Source organism: Pseudomonas salomonii (assembly GCF_900107155.1).
Lineage (GTDB): Bacteria > Pseudomonadota > Gammaproteobacteria > Pseudomonadales > Pseudomonadaceae > Aquipseudomonas > Aquipseudomonas salomonii.
In genome coordinates this window covers 153,924-169,207 of record NZ_FNOX01000003.1, presented here as the reverse complement: position 1 = coordinate 169,207, position 15,284 = coordinate 153,924, and the positions used below count along the sequence as shown (strand labels likewise).

20 protein-coding genes are annotated in these 15,284 nt (G+C 60.0%); 11 read left to right on the top strand and 9 right to left on the bottom strand.

Annotation, left to right across the window (positions count from 1 at the left end):
- Nucleotides 1-114: 114 nt before the first annotated feature.
- Nucleotides 115-366 (bottom strand): outer membrane lipoprotei OprI, encoded by a 252-nt coding sequence (oprI, locus tag BLV67_RS08070; protein ID WP_003172710.1) that lies wholly within the window; start codon nucleotides 364-366, stop codon nucleotides 115-117.
- Nucleotides 367-988: 622 nt separating this feature from the next.
- Between oprI and BLV67_RS08065 the strand changes: the two genes are divergently transcribed.
- Entirely contained in the window at nucleotides 989-1,270 is a 282-nt protein-coding gene (locus BLV67_RS08065; protein ID WP_003189869.1) for a GNAT family N-acetyltransferase, read from the top strand.
- A 111-nt stretch (nucleotides 1,271-1,381) separates the two neighbouring features.
- On the opposite strand, the gene BLV67_RS08060 is transcribed toward BLV67_RS08065, so the two are convergent.
- Both BLV67_RS08060 and BLV67_RS08055 read right to left on the bottom strand, forming a co-directional pair.
- Nucleotides 1,382-2,458, bottom strand: coding sequence for a 3-deoxy-7-phosphoheptulonate synthase (locus BLV67_RS08060; RefSeq protein WP_017136144.1), 1,077 nt, complete (start codon nucleotides 2,456-2,458; stop codon nucleotides 1,382-1,384).
- Nucleotides 2,459-2,588: 130 nt separating this feature from the next.
- On the bottom strand, nucleotides 2,589-3,023 hold the full coding sequence (locus BLV67_RS08055; protein ID WP_065929722.1) for a PilZ domain-containing protein: 435 nt from the start codon (nucleotides 3,021-3,023) through the stop codon (nucleotides 2,589-2,591).
- Between BLV67_RS08055 and BLV67_RS08050 the strand changes: the two genes are divergently transcribed.
- The 5 genes from BLV67_RS08050 (at nucleotide 3,022) to cysB (ending at nucleotide 6,919) form a co-directional block, all read left to right on the top strand.
- Nucleotides 3,022-3,408, top strand: a complete 387-nt coding sequence (locus tag BLV67_RS08050) for a thioredoxin family protein (protein ID WP_058422835.1) — start codon at nucleotides 3,022-3,024, stop codon at nucleotides 3,406-3,408. The genes BLV67_RS08055 and BLV67_RS08050 overlap by 2 nt on opposite strands.
- Nucleotides 3,405-4,358, top strand: a complete 954-nt coding sequence (locus BLV67_RS08045; RefSeq protein WP_069788693.1) for a putative 2-dehydropantoate 2-reductase — start codon at nucleotides 3,405-3,407, stop codon at nucleotides 4,356-4,358. The genes BLV67_RS08050 and BLV67_RS08045 overlap by 4 nt, the downstream gene beginning before the upstream one ends.
- Nucleotides 4,359-4,374: 16 nt before the next feature.
- On the top strand, nucleotides 4,375-5,292 hold the full coding sequence (locus tag BLV67_RS08040; RefSeq protein WP_065929724.1) for a 5'-nucleotidase: 918 nt from the start codon (nucleotides 4,375-4,377) through the stop codon (nucleotides 5,290-5,292).
- A gap of 48 nt (nucleotides 5,293-5,340) precedes the next feature.
- Complete coding sequence (locus BLV67_RS08035; RefSeq protein ID WP_065929725.1) at nucleotides 5,341-5,841, top strand: universal stress protein; 501 nt, start codon at nucleotides 5,341-5,343, stop codon at nucleotides 5,839-5,841.
- Between the two features lie 103 nt (nucleotides 5,842-5,944).
- Complete coding sequence (cysB, locus tag BLV67_RS08030) at nucleotides 5,945-6,919, top strand: HTH-type transcriptional regulator CysB (protein ID WP_003189876.1); 975 nt, start codon at nucleotides 5,945-5,947, stop codon at nucleotides 6,917-6,919.
- Nucleotides 6,920-6,941: 22 nt separating this feature from the next.
- Here cysB and BLV67_RS08025 read toward each other — a convergent pair whose 3' ends face one another.
- A complete protein-coding gene (locus tag BLV67_RS08025) occupies nucleotides 6,942-7,424 on the bottom strand; it encodes a GreA/GreB family elongation factor (RefSeq protein ID WP_069788694.1) in 483 nt (160 codons plus the stop codon).
- Nucleotides 7,425-7,436: 12 nt separating this feature from the next.
- A complete protein-coding gene (locus BLV67_RS08020) occupies nucleotides 7,437-7,817 on the bottom strand; it encodes a hypothetical protein (protein ID WP_069788695.1) in 381 nt (126 codons plus the stop codon).
- A gap of 132 nt (nucleotides 7,818-7,949) precedes the next feature.
- Between BLV67_RS08020 and earP the strand changes: the two genes are divergently transcribed.
- Both earP and BLV67_RS08010 read left to right on the top strand, forming a co-directional pair.
- Complete coding sequence (earP, locus tag BLV67_RS08015; RefSeq protein WP_069788696.1) at nucleotides 7,950-9,083, top strand: elongation factor P maturation arginine rhamnosyltransferase EarP; 1,134 nt, start codon at nucleotides 7,950-7,952, stop codon at nucleotides 9,081-9,083.
- 49 nt (nucleotides 9,084-9,132) lie between these two features.
- Nucleotides 9,133-9,705, top strand: coding sequence for an elongation factor P (locus BLV67_RS08010; RefSeq protein ID WP_003218698.1), 573 nt, complete (start codon nucleotides 9,133-9,135; stop codon nucleotides 9,703-9,705).
- 67 nt (nucleotides 9,706-9,772) lie between these two features.
- On the opposite strand, the gene BLV67_RS08005 is transcribed toward BLV67_RS08010, so the two are convergent.
- From BLV67_RS08005 to BLV67_RS07995, 3 genes are all read right to left on the bottom strand, one after another.
- Nucleotides 9,773-10,192, bottom strand: a complete 420-nt coding sequence (locus BLV67_RS08005; protein ID WP_056857183.1) for an organic hydroperoxide resistance protein — start codon at nucleotides 10,190-10,192, stop codon at nucleotides 9,773-9,775.
- Nucleotides 10,193-10,429: 237 nt separating this feature from the next.
- The gene (locus BLV67_RS08000) at nucleotides 10,430-10,882 is read right to left on the bottom strand and encodes a MarR family winged helix-turn-helix transcriptional regulator (protein WP_065929728.1); all 453 of its coding nucleotides are present in this window, start codon (nucleotides 10,880-10,882) and stop codon (nucleotides 10,430-10,432) included.
- A 79-nt stretch (nucleotides 10,883-10,961) separates the two neighbouring features.
- Nucleotides 10,962-11,912: a LysR family transcriptional regulator gene (locus BLV67_RS07995; protein WP_069788697.1), complete on the bottom strand. Its 951-nt coding sequence runs from the start codon at nucleotides 11,910-11,912 to the stop codon at nucleotides 10,962-10,964.
- A 108-nt stretch (nucleotides 11,913-12,020) separates the two neighbouring features.
- On the opposite strand from BLV67_RS07995, the gene BLV67_RS07990 reads away from it, so the two are divergent.
- Nucleotides 12,021-12,770 carry a sulfite exporter TauE/SafE family protein gene (locus BLV67_RS07990; protein ID WP_065929730.1) on the top strand — a complete coding sequence of 250 codons (750 nt, stop codon included), beginning with the start codon at nucleotides 12,021-12,023 and terminating at the stop codon, nucleotides 12,768-12,770.
- On the opposite strand, the gene BLV67_RS07985 is transcribed toward BLV67_RS07990, so the two are convergent.
- Nucleotides 12,760-13,641, bottom strand: coding sequence for a LysR family transcriptional regulator (locus BLV67_RS07985; RefSeq protein ID WP_065929736.1), 882 nt, complete (start codon nucleotides 13,639-13,641; stop codon nucleotides 12,760-12,762). The genes BLV67_RS07990 and BLV67_RS07985 overlap by 11 nt on opposite strands.
- 70 nt (nucleotides 13,642-13,711) lie before the next feature.
- Here BLV67_RS07985 and BLV67_RS07980 point away from each other — a divergent pair, with 70 nt between their 5' ends.
- Both BLV67_RS07980 and BLV67_RS07975 read left to right on the top strand, forming a co-directional pair.
- Nucleotides 13,712-13,918: a DUF1127 domain-containing protein gene (locus tag BLV67_RS07980; protein ID WP_069788698.1), complete on the top strand. Its 207-nt coding sequence runs from the start codon at nucleotides 13,712-13,714 to the stop codon at nucleotides 13,916-13,918.
- 45 nt (nucleotides 13,919-13,963) lie between these two features.
- Complete coding sequence (locus BLV67_RS07975) at nucleotides 13,964-15,181, top strand: winged helix-turn-helix domain-containing protein (RefSeq protein WP_069788699.1); 1,218 nt, start codon at nucleotides 13,964-13,966, stop codon at nucleotides 15,179-15,181.
- Nucleotides 15,182-15,284: the final 103 nt, after the last annotated feature.

The following is a 15,284-nucleotide window of genomic DNA, read 5'->3' as shown; positions in this document are numbered from 1 at the left end:
CCCAGGCCTTGCGCTGCGGCGGGCTTTTTATTGCGCCGGATTCAGGGCTGAATGCCGGGCAATAAAAAAGCCGATCCAAGAATGGATCGGCTTGATAACAACCCCGAAGGATTATTACTTGCGGCTTGCTTTTTCAAGCATGCGCAGAGCGCGCTCGTTAGCTTCGTCAGCAGTCTGTTGTGCTTTTTGAGCAGCAGCCAGCGCTTCATCAGCTTTACGGTAGGCTTCGTCTGCACGAGCCTGGGAGCGAGCTGCTGCGTCTTCAGTTGCAGTCAGACGAGCTTCGGTTTCTTTGGAGACGCTGCTGCAACCGGTAGCCAGAACTGCGGCCAGAGCCAGAGCAGAGAATTTCAGAACGTTGTTCATCGTGTTCCCCTTCAAGGACTTTCTATTAAATGGCTACTTTCTCAGGGTGAGCTGATAGCCGGCGTACATACTACTCATTACTTGTAGTAAGTAAACTGACGTAGCGCAAGAAGCAAAAAAAATTCTTGTGCCGTATCTATTTTGGCTAATCTTTTGGAGGTTTGTATAAAAACTGTCCAGAAATTTTCATTTCGGCGGGAACTGGATCCGACCTGAGAGGTCCGGCCAGACTGTATCCGGCTGGGTAAGCAGGTGTAAATTTATATATCTACGATGACACTTTTTTTCGGTGGGTCTTTGCCTGGCCCGGCATCTTTTGCGCATGTAGGCGCATCTAGAGGTGACTTTAAGAGCGGCAGTTCGTCTCAAGCTTCAACTGCCGGCAATGTTCAGGCTATCGATCATTGATTGATCGAAGCCCTTTCTGTAACCGCCAGCGGCAAGGGATGACGAGTGCGCCTTGAGCTATTGCAGCATTGGTGCCTACTATTCTCTACGTGCTGGTTGTGAGCGCTATAGGTTTTCTCGTTGTCGAAACCGGCACGGGGTGGCGTAGATGTTCCTTCGCCGGAAAAACATCGGTAAGGTAGGGGTCGAAATCCAAGACCCGCGAGGAGTAGTGATGAGCGAGGCGTTGTCCATCCACCATGACCAGGCTGGTCATCAGTTCGAGACCAATGTGGACGGTCATCGTGCCTATCTGACCTATATGGACCTGGGCAAACAGACCCTGGACATCTATCGCACCTTCGTGCCCAACGCATTGCGCGGGCGCGGCATTGCTGCTGCGTTGACCGAGGAAGCGTTGAAGTTCGCCGAAGAGGCTGGGTACACCGTGATCCCTTCGTGCTCTTACGTAGAGCGCTACATGGAGCGCCATCAGCGCCATGCCGCGAAGCTCTGAATAGTGAGTGAGGCGGGACGCGGAGTGTCCATGGCTGCATTCCCACGCAGAGCGTGGGAACGATCAAAAACGCCGGGCTAAGCCCGGCGTTTTTGTGTGTGCAGTTTAAGGTCAGGTGCGTTTGCGCTTGGGCAACACGTCCTTGAGCTTGGCATGCATGCTGCGCAGGGTGGTCTCGGTGGCGGACCAATCGATGCAGGCATCGGTGATCGACACGCCGTACTGCAAGTCGGCCAGGTCTTTTGGAATCGACTGGCAACCCCAGTTCAGGTGGCTTTCGACCATCAAACCGATAATCGACTGGTTGCCTTCGAGAATCTGGTTGGCGACGTTTTCCATCACCAGCGGTTGCAGGGCCGGGTCCTTATTGGAGTTGGCGTGGCTGCAGTCGACCATGATGTTCGGCTTGATCCTGGCCTTGTTCAGCGCCTGTTCGCACAGCGCCACGCTGACCGAATCATAGTTGGGCTTGCCGTTGCCGCCGCGCAGTACCACGTGGCCATAGGCGTTGCCCTTGGTGGTGACGATGGACACGCCACCTTCCTGGTTGATACCCAGGAAGCGGTGCGGGCTGGACACCGATTGCAGGGCGTTGATCGCAACCGTCAGGCCGCCATCGGTGCCGTTCTTGAAGCCCACGGCCGACGACAGGCCGGACGCCATTTCGCGGTGGGTCTGGGACTCGGTGGTGCGTGCGCCGATGGCCGACCAGCTGATCAGGTCCTGCAGGTACTGCGGGGAGATCGGGTCCAGCGCTTCGGTCGCGGTCGGCAGGCCCATTTCGGCCAGGTCCAGCAGCAATTGACGACCGATATGCAAGCCGTCCTGAATCTTGAACGAGTCGTCCAGGTACGGGTCGTTGATCAAACCTTTCCAGCCGACGGTGGTGCGTGGTTTCTCGAAATAGACGCGCATCACCAGGTACAAAGTGTCGGACACTTCAGCCGCCAGCACTTTAAGGCGCTCGGCGTATTCGTGGGCGGCCTTGAGGTCATGGATCGAGCAGGGGCCGATCACTACGAAAAGGCGGTGGTCGGTGCCGTCGAGAATGTCACGAATGACTTCGCGGCCCTTGGTCACGGTCTGCAGGGCAGCATCGCTCAAAGGGATTTCGCGCTTGAGCTGATCAGGGGTGATCAGGGTCTCGTTGGATTCGACGTTAAGGTCATTGATCGGTAAATCAGCCATCGTGTTACTCGCCAGGGTCACGGGTGCCGGCCGCCAGCTATCCCCGTGCGGCGGGCACAGCATGATTTGAATGCAGGGGGGAGGAACCTTAGCGCGTAACACGGGGCCGCGACAATGGGCAAAGCCGGCTTTAATCCAGCACCGGCGCCACAAAGGTGTCGTGGGCGAACTCACCGGCATGACGCGAAACCCACTCACGGGCCATGGTCTCGAGCTGGGCAGGGGTTGGCTCGGCGTCTTCGTGCAGGCGGCAGTAGCGTTCGATCTGGCACACTTGCTCGCCCATGCGCGCACCGAACAAGGCATGTTCATCGGTAAAGGAAATGCCGATACGGTAGCCATTTTCGACTTTGCGACACCAGGCTACATAGCCCGGATAACGGGCGCTGGCGCCCAGGGACGGGATACGCAGATCAACCGCCGTGCCCTGGCGCCAGGCACGCGGGCAATTGCAGGCGACGCCGCCCAGGCCGATAGTGTGCAGGCGTTGGCGGGGAATAGCGGGGGCGGGACGTTGGATTAACTCGACAGCGACATCATCAGGGTGAGGTAAAAAACGACCCATGTACACGGACTCCGAGCACCGTCCAATTGACGGCAGTGGCAGCAGTATAGTGAAGGAACTGGAATTGACCGACCTGGATATTGACCAGCAATTGCTGGGATTGCCAGGTATTTCGCTGCTGGTGTTTACCAGCGCAGGCTGTTCCAGTTGCCGTTGGGCACGCCAGCAACTGCCCGGCTGGACGTTGCCGGTTGAGCGCGTGTGCTGGGTGGATGCCGGGCACAACGGCGGTGCGGTCGAACGCTACCAGATCTTTCATTTGCCTGCGTTGTTCCTCGTGTGCGAGGGTCAATTCCTTGGGCAATTACACACGCGTCTTACCCAGCCCGAGCTTGCGGACGCGATTAATCAAGCACTTACCCGTACTCCAGAGGATCTGCCATGACCCCCCAGTCGCCCCGCATCGGCATTATCGGCACCGGTGCCATCGGTGGTTTCTACGGCCTGATGCTGGCGCGTGCCGGGTTCGATGTGCACTTTCTGTTGCGCAGCGAATACGCGGCGGTCGCCGAGCACGGCCTGCACCTCAACAGTACCTTGCACGGCAAGCTGCACCTGCACCCGGTGCAGGCCTATGCCCAGGCGGCCGATATGCCGGCCTGCGATTGGCTGCTGGTCGGCACCAAATCCACCGGCAACGTGGAGCTGGCCCCGACCCTTGCCCAGGTTGCCGCACCGGGCGCCAAGGTGGTACTCCTGCAAAACGGCCTCGACGTCGAAGACAGCCTGCGCGAACACCTGCCAGCGTCGCTGCACCTGTTGGGCGGCCTGTGTTACATCGGCGTGCATCGTTCCGGGCCGGGTGTCGTCGAGCATCAGGCGCTGGGCCGCGTGAATCTTGGCTACCACAGTGGCACGGCGGCCGATGATGAGGCGCAGCAGAAAGCCATTGTCGAGGAGGGCGCCGCGCTGTTTCATCAGGCCGGCATCGAGTCCCAGGCCATGGCCAATGTGCACCAGGCGCGGTGGCATAAGTTGGTCTGGAATGTGCCGTTCAATGGCCTCTCGGTGTTGCTGGGCACCGGCACCAGCGCGATGATGGCCGATGAGTCCAGCCGCGAACTGATCCAGGCCCTGATGACTGAAGTGGTGAAGGGCGCCCATGCCTGCGGCCATGAAATTCCCGACAGTTACGTCGAGCAAATGCTCACCATGACCGACACTATGGCTGACTACCTGCCCAGCATGTACCACGACCACGTGCACAAACGCCCACTGGAACTGGCAGCGATCTACGCTCGGCCATTGGCCGCTGCCAAAGCGGCGGGCTGCGAATTGCCACGCATGCAGGCGCTCTACCAGGCCTTGAGTTTTATTGATCGGCGCAACCGCTGATTCGGGGAGAAATACCATGGCGAAAGGATTGGGCGACAAACTGGTGCTGGCGATTTCGTCGCGGGCACTGTTCGACCTGAGCGACAGCCACAAGGTCTACCTGACCGAAGGGGTGGAGGCGTATCGCAAATACCAGATCGAACACGAGGAAGAAACCCTCGAACCCGGCGACGCCTTCCCGTTGGTCAAGAAGCTCCTGAGCCTCAACGCCAGCCTCGGGCGTGCCCGCGTCGAAGTGGTGTTGGTGTCACGCAACAGCGCCGACACCGGTTTGCGCGTGTTCAATTCGATCCAGCATTACGAGCTGGATATTTCCCGCGCCGCTTTCGTCGGTGGGCGTAGTCCCTATCCTTATTTGGCCGCGTTTGGTTGCCATCTGTTTCTATCCACCCATGCTGAAGATGTGCGCAGCGCCCTGGACGCAGGTTTCGCTGCGGCGACGATTTTGTCGGGCGGCGCACGCCGGGCATCGAGTGAAGAACTGCGCATTGCATTTGACGGCGATGCGGTACTGTTTTCCGATGAATCCGAGCGGGTGTATCAAACCGGTGGGATAGCGGCGTTTCATGCCAGTGAGCGCGAGTCGGCACGCGAGCCTTTGCACGGCGGCCCGTTCAAGGGCTTCCTGGCAGCGCTCAACCTGTTGCAGCGCGAGTTTGCGGACGACGCCTGCCCGATCCGCACCGCCCTGGTCACTGCGCGTTCGGCGCCGTCCCATGAGCGGGTGATTCGCACCTTGCGCGAATGGGACATCCGCCTGGATGAGTCGCTGTTCCTTGGCGGCCTGGAGAAATCCGCGTTTTTGGAAGCGTTCGCCGCCGATGTGTTTTTTGATGACCAGGCCGGTCATTGTGAGAAAGCCAGGGAGGTGGTGACCACCGGCCATGTGCCCCATGGCATCAGCAATGAGTTGAAAATCCAGAGCGAGCACTAGCTGCTAAGCTCAATCAATCCCCGCCATCCTGGCAGTCCAGGAGGTTCTATGATTCGTTCGATGCTGTATGCCACGGACCTCGGTCTGTATGCGCCGTATGTCATGCAACATGCGCTGGCGCTGGCCCGAACGTTCAAGGCGGATTTGTATGTGATCCATGTGGTTGAGCCGATCGGGTTGTTCGCCGAATCGGTGTTGCAAAGCTACCTTGATGAGAAGGCCCTGAGTGAATGGCAGAGCCAGGGCCTGAACACGGTGATGGCGACCATCGAGCAACGGGTGCTCGACAGTTTCCGCGAGGAGTTGGGGGAGGGCGAGCAAGACCTGCAGTTGATTCGCTCGGTGCGCGTGATCCAGGGGGACCCGTGCGAGGTGATTCTCGACCAGCTGCGTAAACTTTCCGTGGACCTGTTGATCGTAGGTAGTCATAGCCACGCAACTGCGGCCGCCACACCCCTTGGGCGCACGGCGGCGCGGGTGCTGCAACTGGCCACAGTGCCGGTTTACATGGTGCCGTCGCTGCAGCGTCGACGCAGTGATGACGCGTGATTGGTAAAAACGATAAAAAGTTCTAGATTTATCTGTCTGACCTTTAATATAGTTATATACCGTCGCTGATACCCGTGGCGTCTATCCGCTTTGAGGGACATATATGAAGCTTCAACAACTGCGCTACATCTGGGAAGTGGCGCACCACGACCTCAACGTTTCCGCTACCGCTCAAAGCCTTTACACCTCGCAACCGGGTATCAGCAAGCAGATCCGCCTGCTCGAAGACGAGCTGGGCGTCGAAGTGTTCGCGCGCAGCGGCAAGCACCTGACCCGAGTCACCCCGGCCGGTGAGCGCATCATCACCACCGCCGGCGAGATCCTGCGCAAAGTCGAAAGCATCAAGCAGATCGCCCAGGAATTCTCCAACGAGAAGAAAGGCACCCTGTCTATCGCCACCACCCACACCCAGGCGCGTTATGCCTTGCCGCCGGTGATCCGTGATTTCATCAAACAATATCCCGATGTGGCCCTGCACATGCACCAGGGTTCGCCGATGCAGATCGCCGAGATGGCCGCTGACGGCACAGTCGATTTTGCCATCGCCACCGAAGCCCTTGAGCTGTTCGGCGACCTGGTGATGATGCCGTGCTACCGCTGGAACCGTTGCGTGGTCGTGCCCCAGGGCCACCCGTTGGCCAAGCTGCCGAAACTGACCCTCGAAGCCCTGGCTGAATACCCGATCGTCACTTACGTATTCGGTTTTACCGGCCGTTCCAAGCTCGACGAAGCCTTCAGCCATCGCGGCCTCACGCCGAAAGTGGTGTTCACCGCCGCCGACGCCGACGTGATCAAGACCTACGTACGCCTGGGCCTGGGCGTGGGCATCGTCGCCAAGATGGCGGTCGACACCAACCTCGATAAAGACCTGGTGGTACTCGACGCCAGCGAGCTGTTCGAGTCCAGCGTGACCAAGATCGGCTTCCGCCGTGGCACCTTCCTGCGGGGTTTCATGTGCGACTTCATCGAGAAGTTTGCGCCGCACCTGACCCGTGAAGTCATGGCCAAGGCCATCCAGTGCCATAACAAGCAGGAACTGGAAGAGCTGTTTGACGGGGTTGAATTGCCCGTACACTGATATTGGTTATTGCAGGAGTGGTTTATTTGGCCTCGGTAACCGTAAAGTGTTGCCGGGCGCCCGCCACCAGAATCTCCACCTCATCACCCTCGAACTTGCCCAGCAGGCTTTTGCCCAGAGGCGAGCGCGGGGTGATGACGGTCACCGGCTGGCCCACCACATCGACTTTCAAGCCTGCCGCATCCGGCGCCAGGAACAGCCACTGCTGGCGGCTGTTCTCGTCCTCCAGGCCCAGTAGCGTGCCGACCTCTATCCCGCGTTGATCATCGTAGGCGCGTAGTTGCAGGTTCTGGCACAACGCCAGCGCTTGCTTGATCTCTTCGACGCGTTTGGCTTGCCCGGCCGCGAGGTAGGAAGCTTCCAGCCCCAAGGTGTCGTACTTGTTCTCCGCGATGTTTTCTTCGTGGGTCGCGGTTTCGTAGGCGGTCTGTGCGGCACGCTGAGCGATGTCGAGGTCGACGCTGAGTTTTTCCAGAATCAACTGGTGAACGGCATGTTTATTCATGGGTGTGCTGGGTCATTCGCAAAATTGCAGGACATTCGCCTTGCTCTTTTCATTGGGCGCGTTCTGGTCTTGTTGCAGCCAGAACTGGCATTTGGGGTTGGACAGGTTGCGCGCATTGTTGCGCGCCTGGTCCAGGGTTTGTTGCTGTTCCTGCTTGCGCAGGTTCTCGGTGTACTGCTCAAACATTCGGTTGGGCGGCTCCGGCGCCACAGCGGCCGGTTTGCCCATTTGTTGAACGGCTTGTTGAACCGCTTGAGCCACGGGTGCGAGGCTTTGCGGGAACAGATAGCGCGAGGCCAGCCAGGCGGTCAGCACAATGGCGATAAACCCCAGCCACAGGCCAAAAGCCACGGCAGCACTGAGCTTGAACAGCGACAACGGACGTTCAGACATGATGGCCTCCTGGCAAGCATTGACGACAGAGCGGCGATTGTCGCACAGCCACTGTGCAGAATAATCGCGAACAAGCCTTCTGCATCGGTGCATTTATGCGGACAATCGAGCCTTTGAAGGTTGGAGCCCGGAATGAAAGCCCGCTGGGATATTTTTTGCAGCGTCGTCGACAACTACGGCGACATCGGCGTGACCTGGCGCCTGGCCCGGCAGTTGGTGGTGGAGCACGGGTGCGAAGTGCGCTTGTGGGTCGACGACCTGCGCGCCTTCGAGCGCATGTGCCCCGAAATCGATGTGCAGCTCGATCAGCAATGGCAGGAGGGCGTTGAAGTGCGCCACTGGCCGGCCGACTGGCCGCAGACGCAACCTGCCGACGTGGTGATCGCCGCCTTCGCTTGCCAGTTGCCGCCCGATTATATGGAAGCCATGGCCGCGTGCGAACGCACGCCGTTGTGGATGAACCTGGATTACCTCAGCGCCGAAGATTGGGTGGTGGGTTGCCACCGCCTGCCGTCGGTGAAGTTCAAGGGCGTGCAGAAGTACTTCTTCTTTCCGGGGTTTCGTCCGGGCACGGGCGGGCTTTTGCGTGAAGGCGGGTTGTTGGAGCAGCGTCAGGCATTTCAGCAAGACGGCGCAGCACAACAACAATTCCTACAGTCCATAGGCGTCGTTCCGGCAGCCGGTGCGCGGCTGATGTCGTTGTTTGCCTATGAAAATGCCGGGCTCGCCAGCTGGCTGGACGTGTTGGCGACGGATGGGCATGCCACTCATCTGTTGGTGCCGGAAGGCCGCATCCTCGGCGACGTGCAGCGCTGGCTCGGTGTCGAGGCGCTGGCGGTGGGCGATGTGCATCAACGCGAGGCGCTGACCGTGCAGGTGCTGCCGTTCGTGCGCCAGGAACAATATGACCGCCTGCTGTGGTGCTGCGACTTCAACGCCGTGCGCGGCGAAGACTCGTTCGTGCGTGCCCAATGGGCGGGGCGGCCGTTGCTGTGGCACATCTACCGCCAGGACGAAGACATCCACCTGGACAAGCTCGACGCCTTTCTGGCGCTGTACACCGCCGCGTTGTCGCCCGCCGCCAAGGTCGCTGTGGTGACCCTGTGGCAAGCGTGGAACGCTGATGGCGATATGGCACAAGCGTGGAAAATGCTCATGGAACACTGGCCGCAGGTACACCTGCACGCGCAAACCTGGTGTCTGGAACAAGGCTTGCAGGCCGATCTTGCGACGGCGCTGGTACAGTTTTATGAAAGTTGGATATGATACGCCACCTTGAATTTTGTAAATCCCATCCAAATTTCGGATATATGCAATGAAAACTGGTAAAGAACTGAAACCCGGTACAGTGATCCGTCTCGAAAACGACCCTTGGCTGGTTCAGAAAGCTGAGTTCACCAAGTCTGGTCGTAACAGCGCAATCATGAAGACCAAGCTGAAGAACCTGCTGACCGGTTACAAGACCGAGATCGTTTACAGCGCCGATGACAAACTGGACGACGTGATCCTCGACCGCAAAGAAGCGACCCTGTCCTTCATCAGCGGCGACACCTACACGTTCATGGACACCACCGACTACACCATGTACGAGCTGAACGCTGAAGATATCGAAGCTGTTCTGCCGTTCGTGGAAGAAGGCATGGAAGACGTCTGCGAAGCGATCTTCTTCGAAGACCGTCTGGTTTCCGTAGAGCTGCCGACCACCATCGTGCGTAAAGTTGCCTACACCGAAGGTTCCGCTCGCGGCGACACTTCGGGCAAGGTGATGAAGCCTGCCAAACTGGCTAACGGTACCGAGCTGCAGGTTGCTGATTTCATCGAAATCGACGACCTGATCGAGATCGACACCCGTGAAGGTGGTTCGTACAAAGGTCGCGCCAAGAAGTAATTCTGGCCAAACCGTACGACACAAAAAGCCCGACCTGGCGTCGGGCTTTTTTGTGCGCGTCTGTTAATCAGACCGTCACGTGCAGGCGCACATCGACGTTGCCACGGGTAGCGTTGGAGTACGGGCAGACCTGGTGCGCGGCGTCGACCAGGCTTTGCGCCTCGTCTTGTGCCAGGCCCGGCAGGCTGATGTGCAGGTCGATATCCAGGCCGAAACCGCCGGGGATTTGACCGATGCCGACGTGGGCAGTGATCGAAGCGTCATCCGGGATTTTGCGTTTTGTCTGGCTGGCGACGAATTTCAGCGCGCCGATAAAGCAGGCCGAGTAGCCGGCGGCAAACAGTTGTTCCGGGTTGGTGGCCTGGCCGCCGGCGCCGCCCAGCTCTTTGGGCGTGGAGAGCTTGACGTCGAGGATGTTGTCGCTGGAAACAGCGCGACCATCACGGCCGCCGGTGGCGGTGGCTACTGCGGTATAGAGCGTTTGCATGGTGTCGTCCTCTTGGGTTTTTAGCACTAAATGTTTGTGCGCTAAGTAGTTGGTGAGGTGAATATATAGCGCTAATATTTAGTGCGCAAGATAAATTTACAAAATGTTTTGGCTTCACAAAAAACCAGTGTGGGAGCGGGCTTGCTCGCGAATGCGGTGTGTCAGTCAGCACATCTGGCGACTGATACACCGCATTCGCGAGCAAGCCCGCTCCCACATTTTTATGCGATGTTGCCTTTAGACAGCGCCCTGCAAATGACTACGCAACGCAATCAGATCCGCCTGCAGCTTGCGCAACTGCTCAAGCTGCATACCGCTCGCCCCCAGAATGCACTGCGGAATCCCCATCGCCTTTTCCTGCAAGGCACGTCCCGCTTCGGTCAATTCCACCACCACCACCCGTTCATCTTCGCGCTTGCGGGTGCGACTGAGCAGGCCTTCGGCTTCCAGGCGCTTGAGCAATGGTGTGAGGGAGCCTGGGTCGGTGAGCAGGCGGTGGCTGATTTCGCCGACGGTCAAGCCGTCCTCTTCCCACAGCACCATCATGGCCAGGTACTGCGGGTACGTCAGGCCGAGGGCCTGCAGCAGCGGCTTGTAGACTTTGGTCATCAGCAACGACGTGGAGTGCAGGGCGAAACACAGCTGGTTATCCAGCATCAGGTTTTCGCACGGGTTGGGATTTTTACTCATGGTGATGCCTTAAAAAGCGTGCCTGTCCAGGAATCTAGCGGGCAAACCTTTAATGCGCCAGATAATTCTGGCGCATCGGTCAGACCAGGCCGCTTTGCAGCGCCAGATCCCATGGCGGCACGGGGCTGAAACGTGATTTGAGGTATTCCAGCAGCAAGCGGCTGCGCGCATTGGGTTGCTGTTCCAGGCGCAACGCATAGATACCGGCGGTTTCCGGGCTGGGCAGTCCGTTTTCGCAAAACAGCGGCAGCAGCTCGCCGCGCACCAGGTATTCGCTGGCCAGCCACGTGGGCAGGTGGGCAATGCCCAGCCCGGCCAGGGCACCAGACAGCAGGGCTTCGGCATTGTTGGCGCTCATGCGGATACGCCGCGGCCGGCAGAGGGTGCGGCGCCCATCCAGTTCGAAGCGCCACGCGAACATCGGCGCCAGGCCGTCCCAGTCAAGGCCATCGTGCTCGCTCAGCTCGCGTGGGTGGCTGGGCGTGCCATGGCTTTTGAGGTACGCCGGGCTGGCGCAGGCGATACGCACAATGCTCGCCAGGGGCGTGGCCACCAGGCGCGTGTCAACGATATGCCCGGCGCGCAGCACCAAATCGACTTTGCCCAGGTGCGCACCCTGCATATCGACAAAGCTGTCGATCAAGTGCAGGTGCACATCGAGACCAGGGTACACATTCAAAAAGTCGGCAATCACCGGCGCCAAGTGCCGTCGACCAAAGGCGGCGGGGGCGTCCACCCGGATCAAGCCTTCCGGCGCATGGCTCAGGGACACGGCTTCGGCGCGGGCCAGTTGCAATTCGCTGACGATCCGACGCGCCCGCTCGGCGAAGGCCAGGCCCGCCGGCGTGGGCACTACCGCATGGGTGCTGCGCTGGAACAGGCGGCTGCCCACCGAGCTTTCCAGGCTGTCGATGCGCCGCGCCACCGCCGAAGGTGTCAGTGGATGGAGGCGCGCGGCGGCGGAAAAGCTGCCGGCCTCCAATACATCCAGAAACAGACTCAGTTGCTCGGTCAGAGTGTTGGGGTTCATGGGTGTGTGCTTATGCGAGATTGGCACAGCCATTGTGCGTTGCTGTGCGTTTCCGCGCTAGAGCCGACTGCGTAGCATGCAAGGCCTGGGCATCTGGAGTGGTGAGCGGTGATGGATTTGGCGATGTATCTGGTATTGGGCGCGGCGCTCGGCACGGTCGGCGGCTTGTTTGGCATTGGTGGCGGGCTTATTGCAATTCCGGTGCTCGGCGTGTTGTTTGGCCTGGATCAACAGATTGCCCAAGGCACAGCCTTGGTGATGGTTGTGCCCAACGTGATGCTGGCCTTGTGGCGTTACCACCAGCGTAACCGGATTGAATTGCGCCACGCGTTGCCGCTGGGGGTGATGGGCTTCAGCTTTGCCTGGCTGGGTTCGATCTGGGCGGTGGGCCTGGACGCCGGGGCCATGCGCATCGGCTTCATCGCGTTCTTGCTGACGCTGGCGGCGTACAACCTGCTGCGCCTGTTCACCCGCAACGCGCCGCCGACCGCGCAAATGCGTTATTCCTGGCCATGGCTTGGCGTGCTGGGTGCCGCGTCCGGTTCAATGGGCGGCTTGTTCGGCGTGGGCGGCGCGGTGGTTGCCACGCCGGTGCTGACCAGTCTGTTCGGCACCACCCAAGTGGTTGCGCAAGGCCTGTCACTGGCCCTGGCATTGCCCAGCACCAGCGTGACGCTGGTCACCTACGCCTGGCACCATGAGGTGGACTGGATGATCGGCGTGCCGTTGGCGGTGGGCGGCCTGCTCAGCATCAGTTGGGGCGTGAAAGTCGCCCATGCACTGCCCGAGCGTGTGTTGCGCGGGCTGTTCTGCGCCTTCCTGGCCGTGTGTGCGGTGATGTTGACCTTTAAAGTCTGAAGCCTTCGACGATGTAGTCCGCCAGGCATTCGGTGATCGGCGATGTCATTGCCGGGTTGCGTAACAAGTGCAGGTTCATCGAGGGCAGTGGCGGGAAGCCTTCGTCGCTGCTCAGGATTCGCAAGTCGTCGGTCACCAGGCTTTCCATGCACACCATCACGGCCAGGCCCGCGTTAACCACCGCCTGGATCGCCGCCACATTAGAGCTGTGGTAGGCCATGCGATAATCACGCCCGGCCGCATCCAGCGCTGCACGGGTCCACTGGTAGTAAAGGCAGTCAGTACCGGAACCGGCCAGGGGCAGTGCCTCGTGCTCGTCCACGCAGAAGCACGGCGCGGCCGCCCACACCATGCGCTCGGTGCGCAACAACTCGCCGATTTCCTTGCCGGGTTCACGGCTGATGACCGTCAGCGCCAAGTCTCTGCGCTGCATCAACACCGATGACGACTCACAGTGCATCTCGATCTGGATCAGCGGGTAAGCCTTGGAAAACTGTTTGAGAATGCCTGGCAGAAAGCGCATCACGTAGTCATCCGGCGTGCCGATGCGCACCAATCCCACCATATGCGGCTCGCGCAGGGTGTTGAACACTTCACTGTGCAGTTTCAGGATGCGCCGTGCATAACCCAGTAATACCTCGCCTTCCGGCGTGAGCCTGACTTGTCGGCCATCGCGCTCGAACAGCTTGCGTTGCAGCACGTCTTCTTCCAGCCGCTTCATCTGCATGCTCACTGCCGATTGTGTGCGGTTGACCGACTCGCCGGCGCGGGTAAAGCCGCCCTGGTCGGCAATGGCGACGAAGGTGCGCAGCACGTCGGTGTCGATGCTTGGGTAGCCGGACAATTGATCAATCTCCGAGATGTATTGCATAAGAAACATTCGTTGGATTGATCATAAGGCCAGGCACACACTTGCGCCATCCCCACTGGAGGGCGAGAAGATGAAAGGTCAGAAAGGTTTTGTGTTGCTGGGCAAACGCCCGTTTTCCGGGCTGTTGCGCACGGTCGCCCGCTGGCAGGCGCTGCATGAAGAGCGCCATGCCCTGGCAAGCTTGAGCGATGAAGCGCTCAAGGACATCGGGCTCAATCGCGGCGATGTCGAGCAGGAGCGTCACCTGCATTTCTGGCAAGACCCGCTGCGAAAATGACCCGGGATGCAGTAGGGTGGTCGGCGAGCTCATACGGAGAGAACCATGCCCGTCGACCTGTCCTTTTCCCTCAAGCAAGCACGCCGCATGGCGCTGGCGGCCCAGGGTTTTTCCGGGCGCCAGGCGCCGGCCTTGATCAAGGCTGCGCACCTCAACCGTTTGATTGAGCGGTTGGGTGTATTGCAGATCGATTCGGTCAACGCCGTGGTGCGTTCCCATTACCTGCCGCTGTTTTCGCGCCTGGGCCATTACTCCCCGTTGATCCTTGAACACGCTGCCTGGAGCCAGGGCCGGCGCCGCTCGTTGTTTGAGTACTGGGGCCATGAGGCCTCTTTGCTGCCCATGGCGCTGTACCCGTTGATGCGCTGGCGCATGGAGCGGGCGAAGTTGGGGCAGGGCATCTATTCGCAGATGGCGCGTTTTGGGCGTGAGCAGCAGGCCACCATCGAGCGCGTGCTGCACACCGTCGAGCAGCAGGGCGCATTGGGCGCGGGCAGCTTGTCGACCCGCGAGGAGCGTGCCGGCCCTTGGTGGGATTGGAGTGAGGAAAAACACGCGCTGGAATGGCTGTTCGCTGCCGGTCTGGTCACCGTCGCGGGGCGGCGCGGTTTTGAGCGGCTTTATGATTTACCGGAACGGGTCATTCCTGCCGACATTCTTCAAGCGTCTGTGAGCGAGGCCGACGCTCAGCGTGGCTTGCTGCTGCACAGCGCGACCGCATTGGGTGTCGCCGCCGAAAAAGACCTGCGCGACTATTTCCGCCTCGACCCCGCCGACAGCCGTGGCCGCCTGGCCGAGTTGGTCGAGGATGGGCAGTTGCAGGTGTGCCAGGTGCAGGGCTGGAAACAGCCGGCGTACTGCCTGCCTGAACCCAAAGTGCCGCGCAAACTGCCAGCAAGCGCCTTGCTCTCGCCGTTCGATTCATTGATCTGGGAGCGCAGCCGCACCGAGCGCCTGTTCGACTTCCGTTACCGGCTGGAGATCTACACCCCGCAACACAAACGGGTGTATGGCTACTACGTGTTGCCGTTTTTGCACAACGAACGGATCGCCGCACGGGTTGACCTGCGCGCTGAGCGCGCCAATGGGCGCCTGGCGGTGCACGCGGTGCATGAGGAGGAGCCGGGGCTGGATGAGGAAGGGATGCAGGCGTTAGCCCTGAATCTGCGGCAGATGGCGGCCTGGCTGGGGTTGGAGCAGGTGCAGCTCAACTGCCAGCGGCCGAGTGCGGCGCGGCTTCGGGTGGCGATGTTGCAAATATGAGTTGTCGAGGGCTTTTGTGGCGAGCGGGCTTGCCCCGCGTTGGGCTGCGAAGCAGCCCCATCACAAACACCTCGGTATATCTGGAAGAACGGGGTGGCTGGTT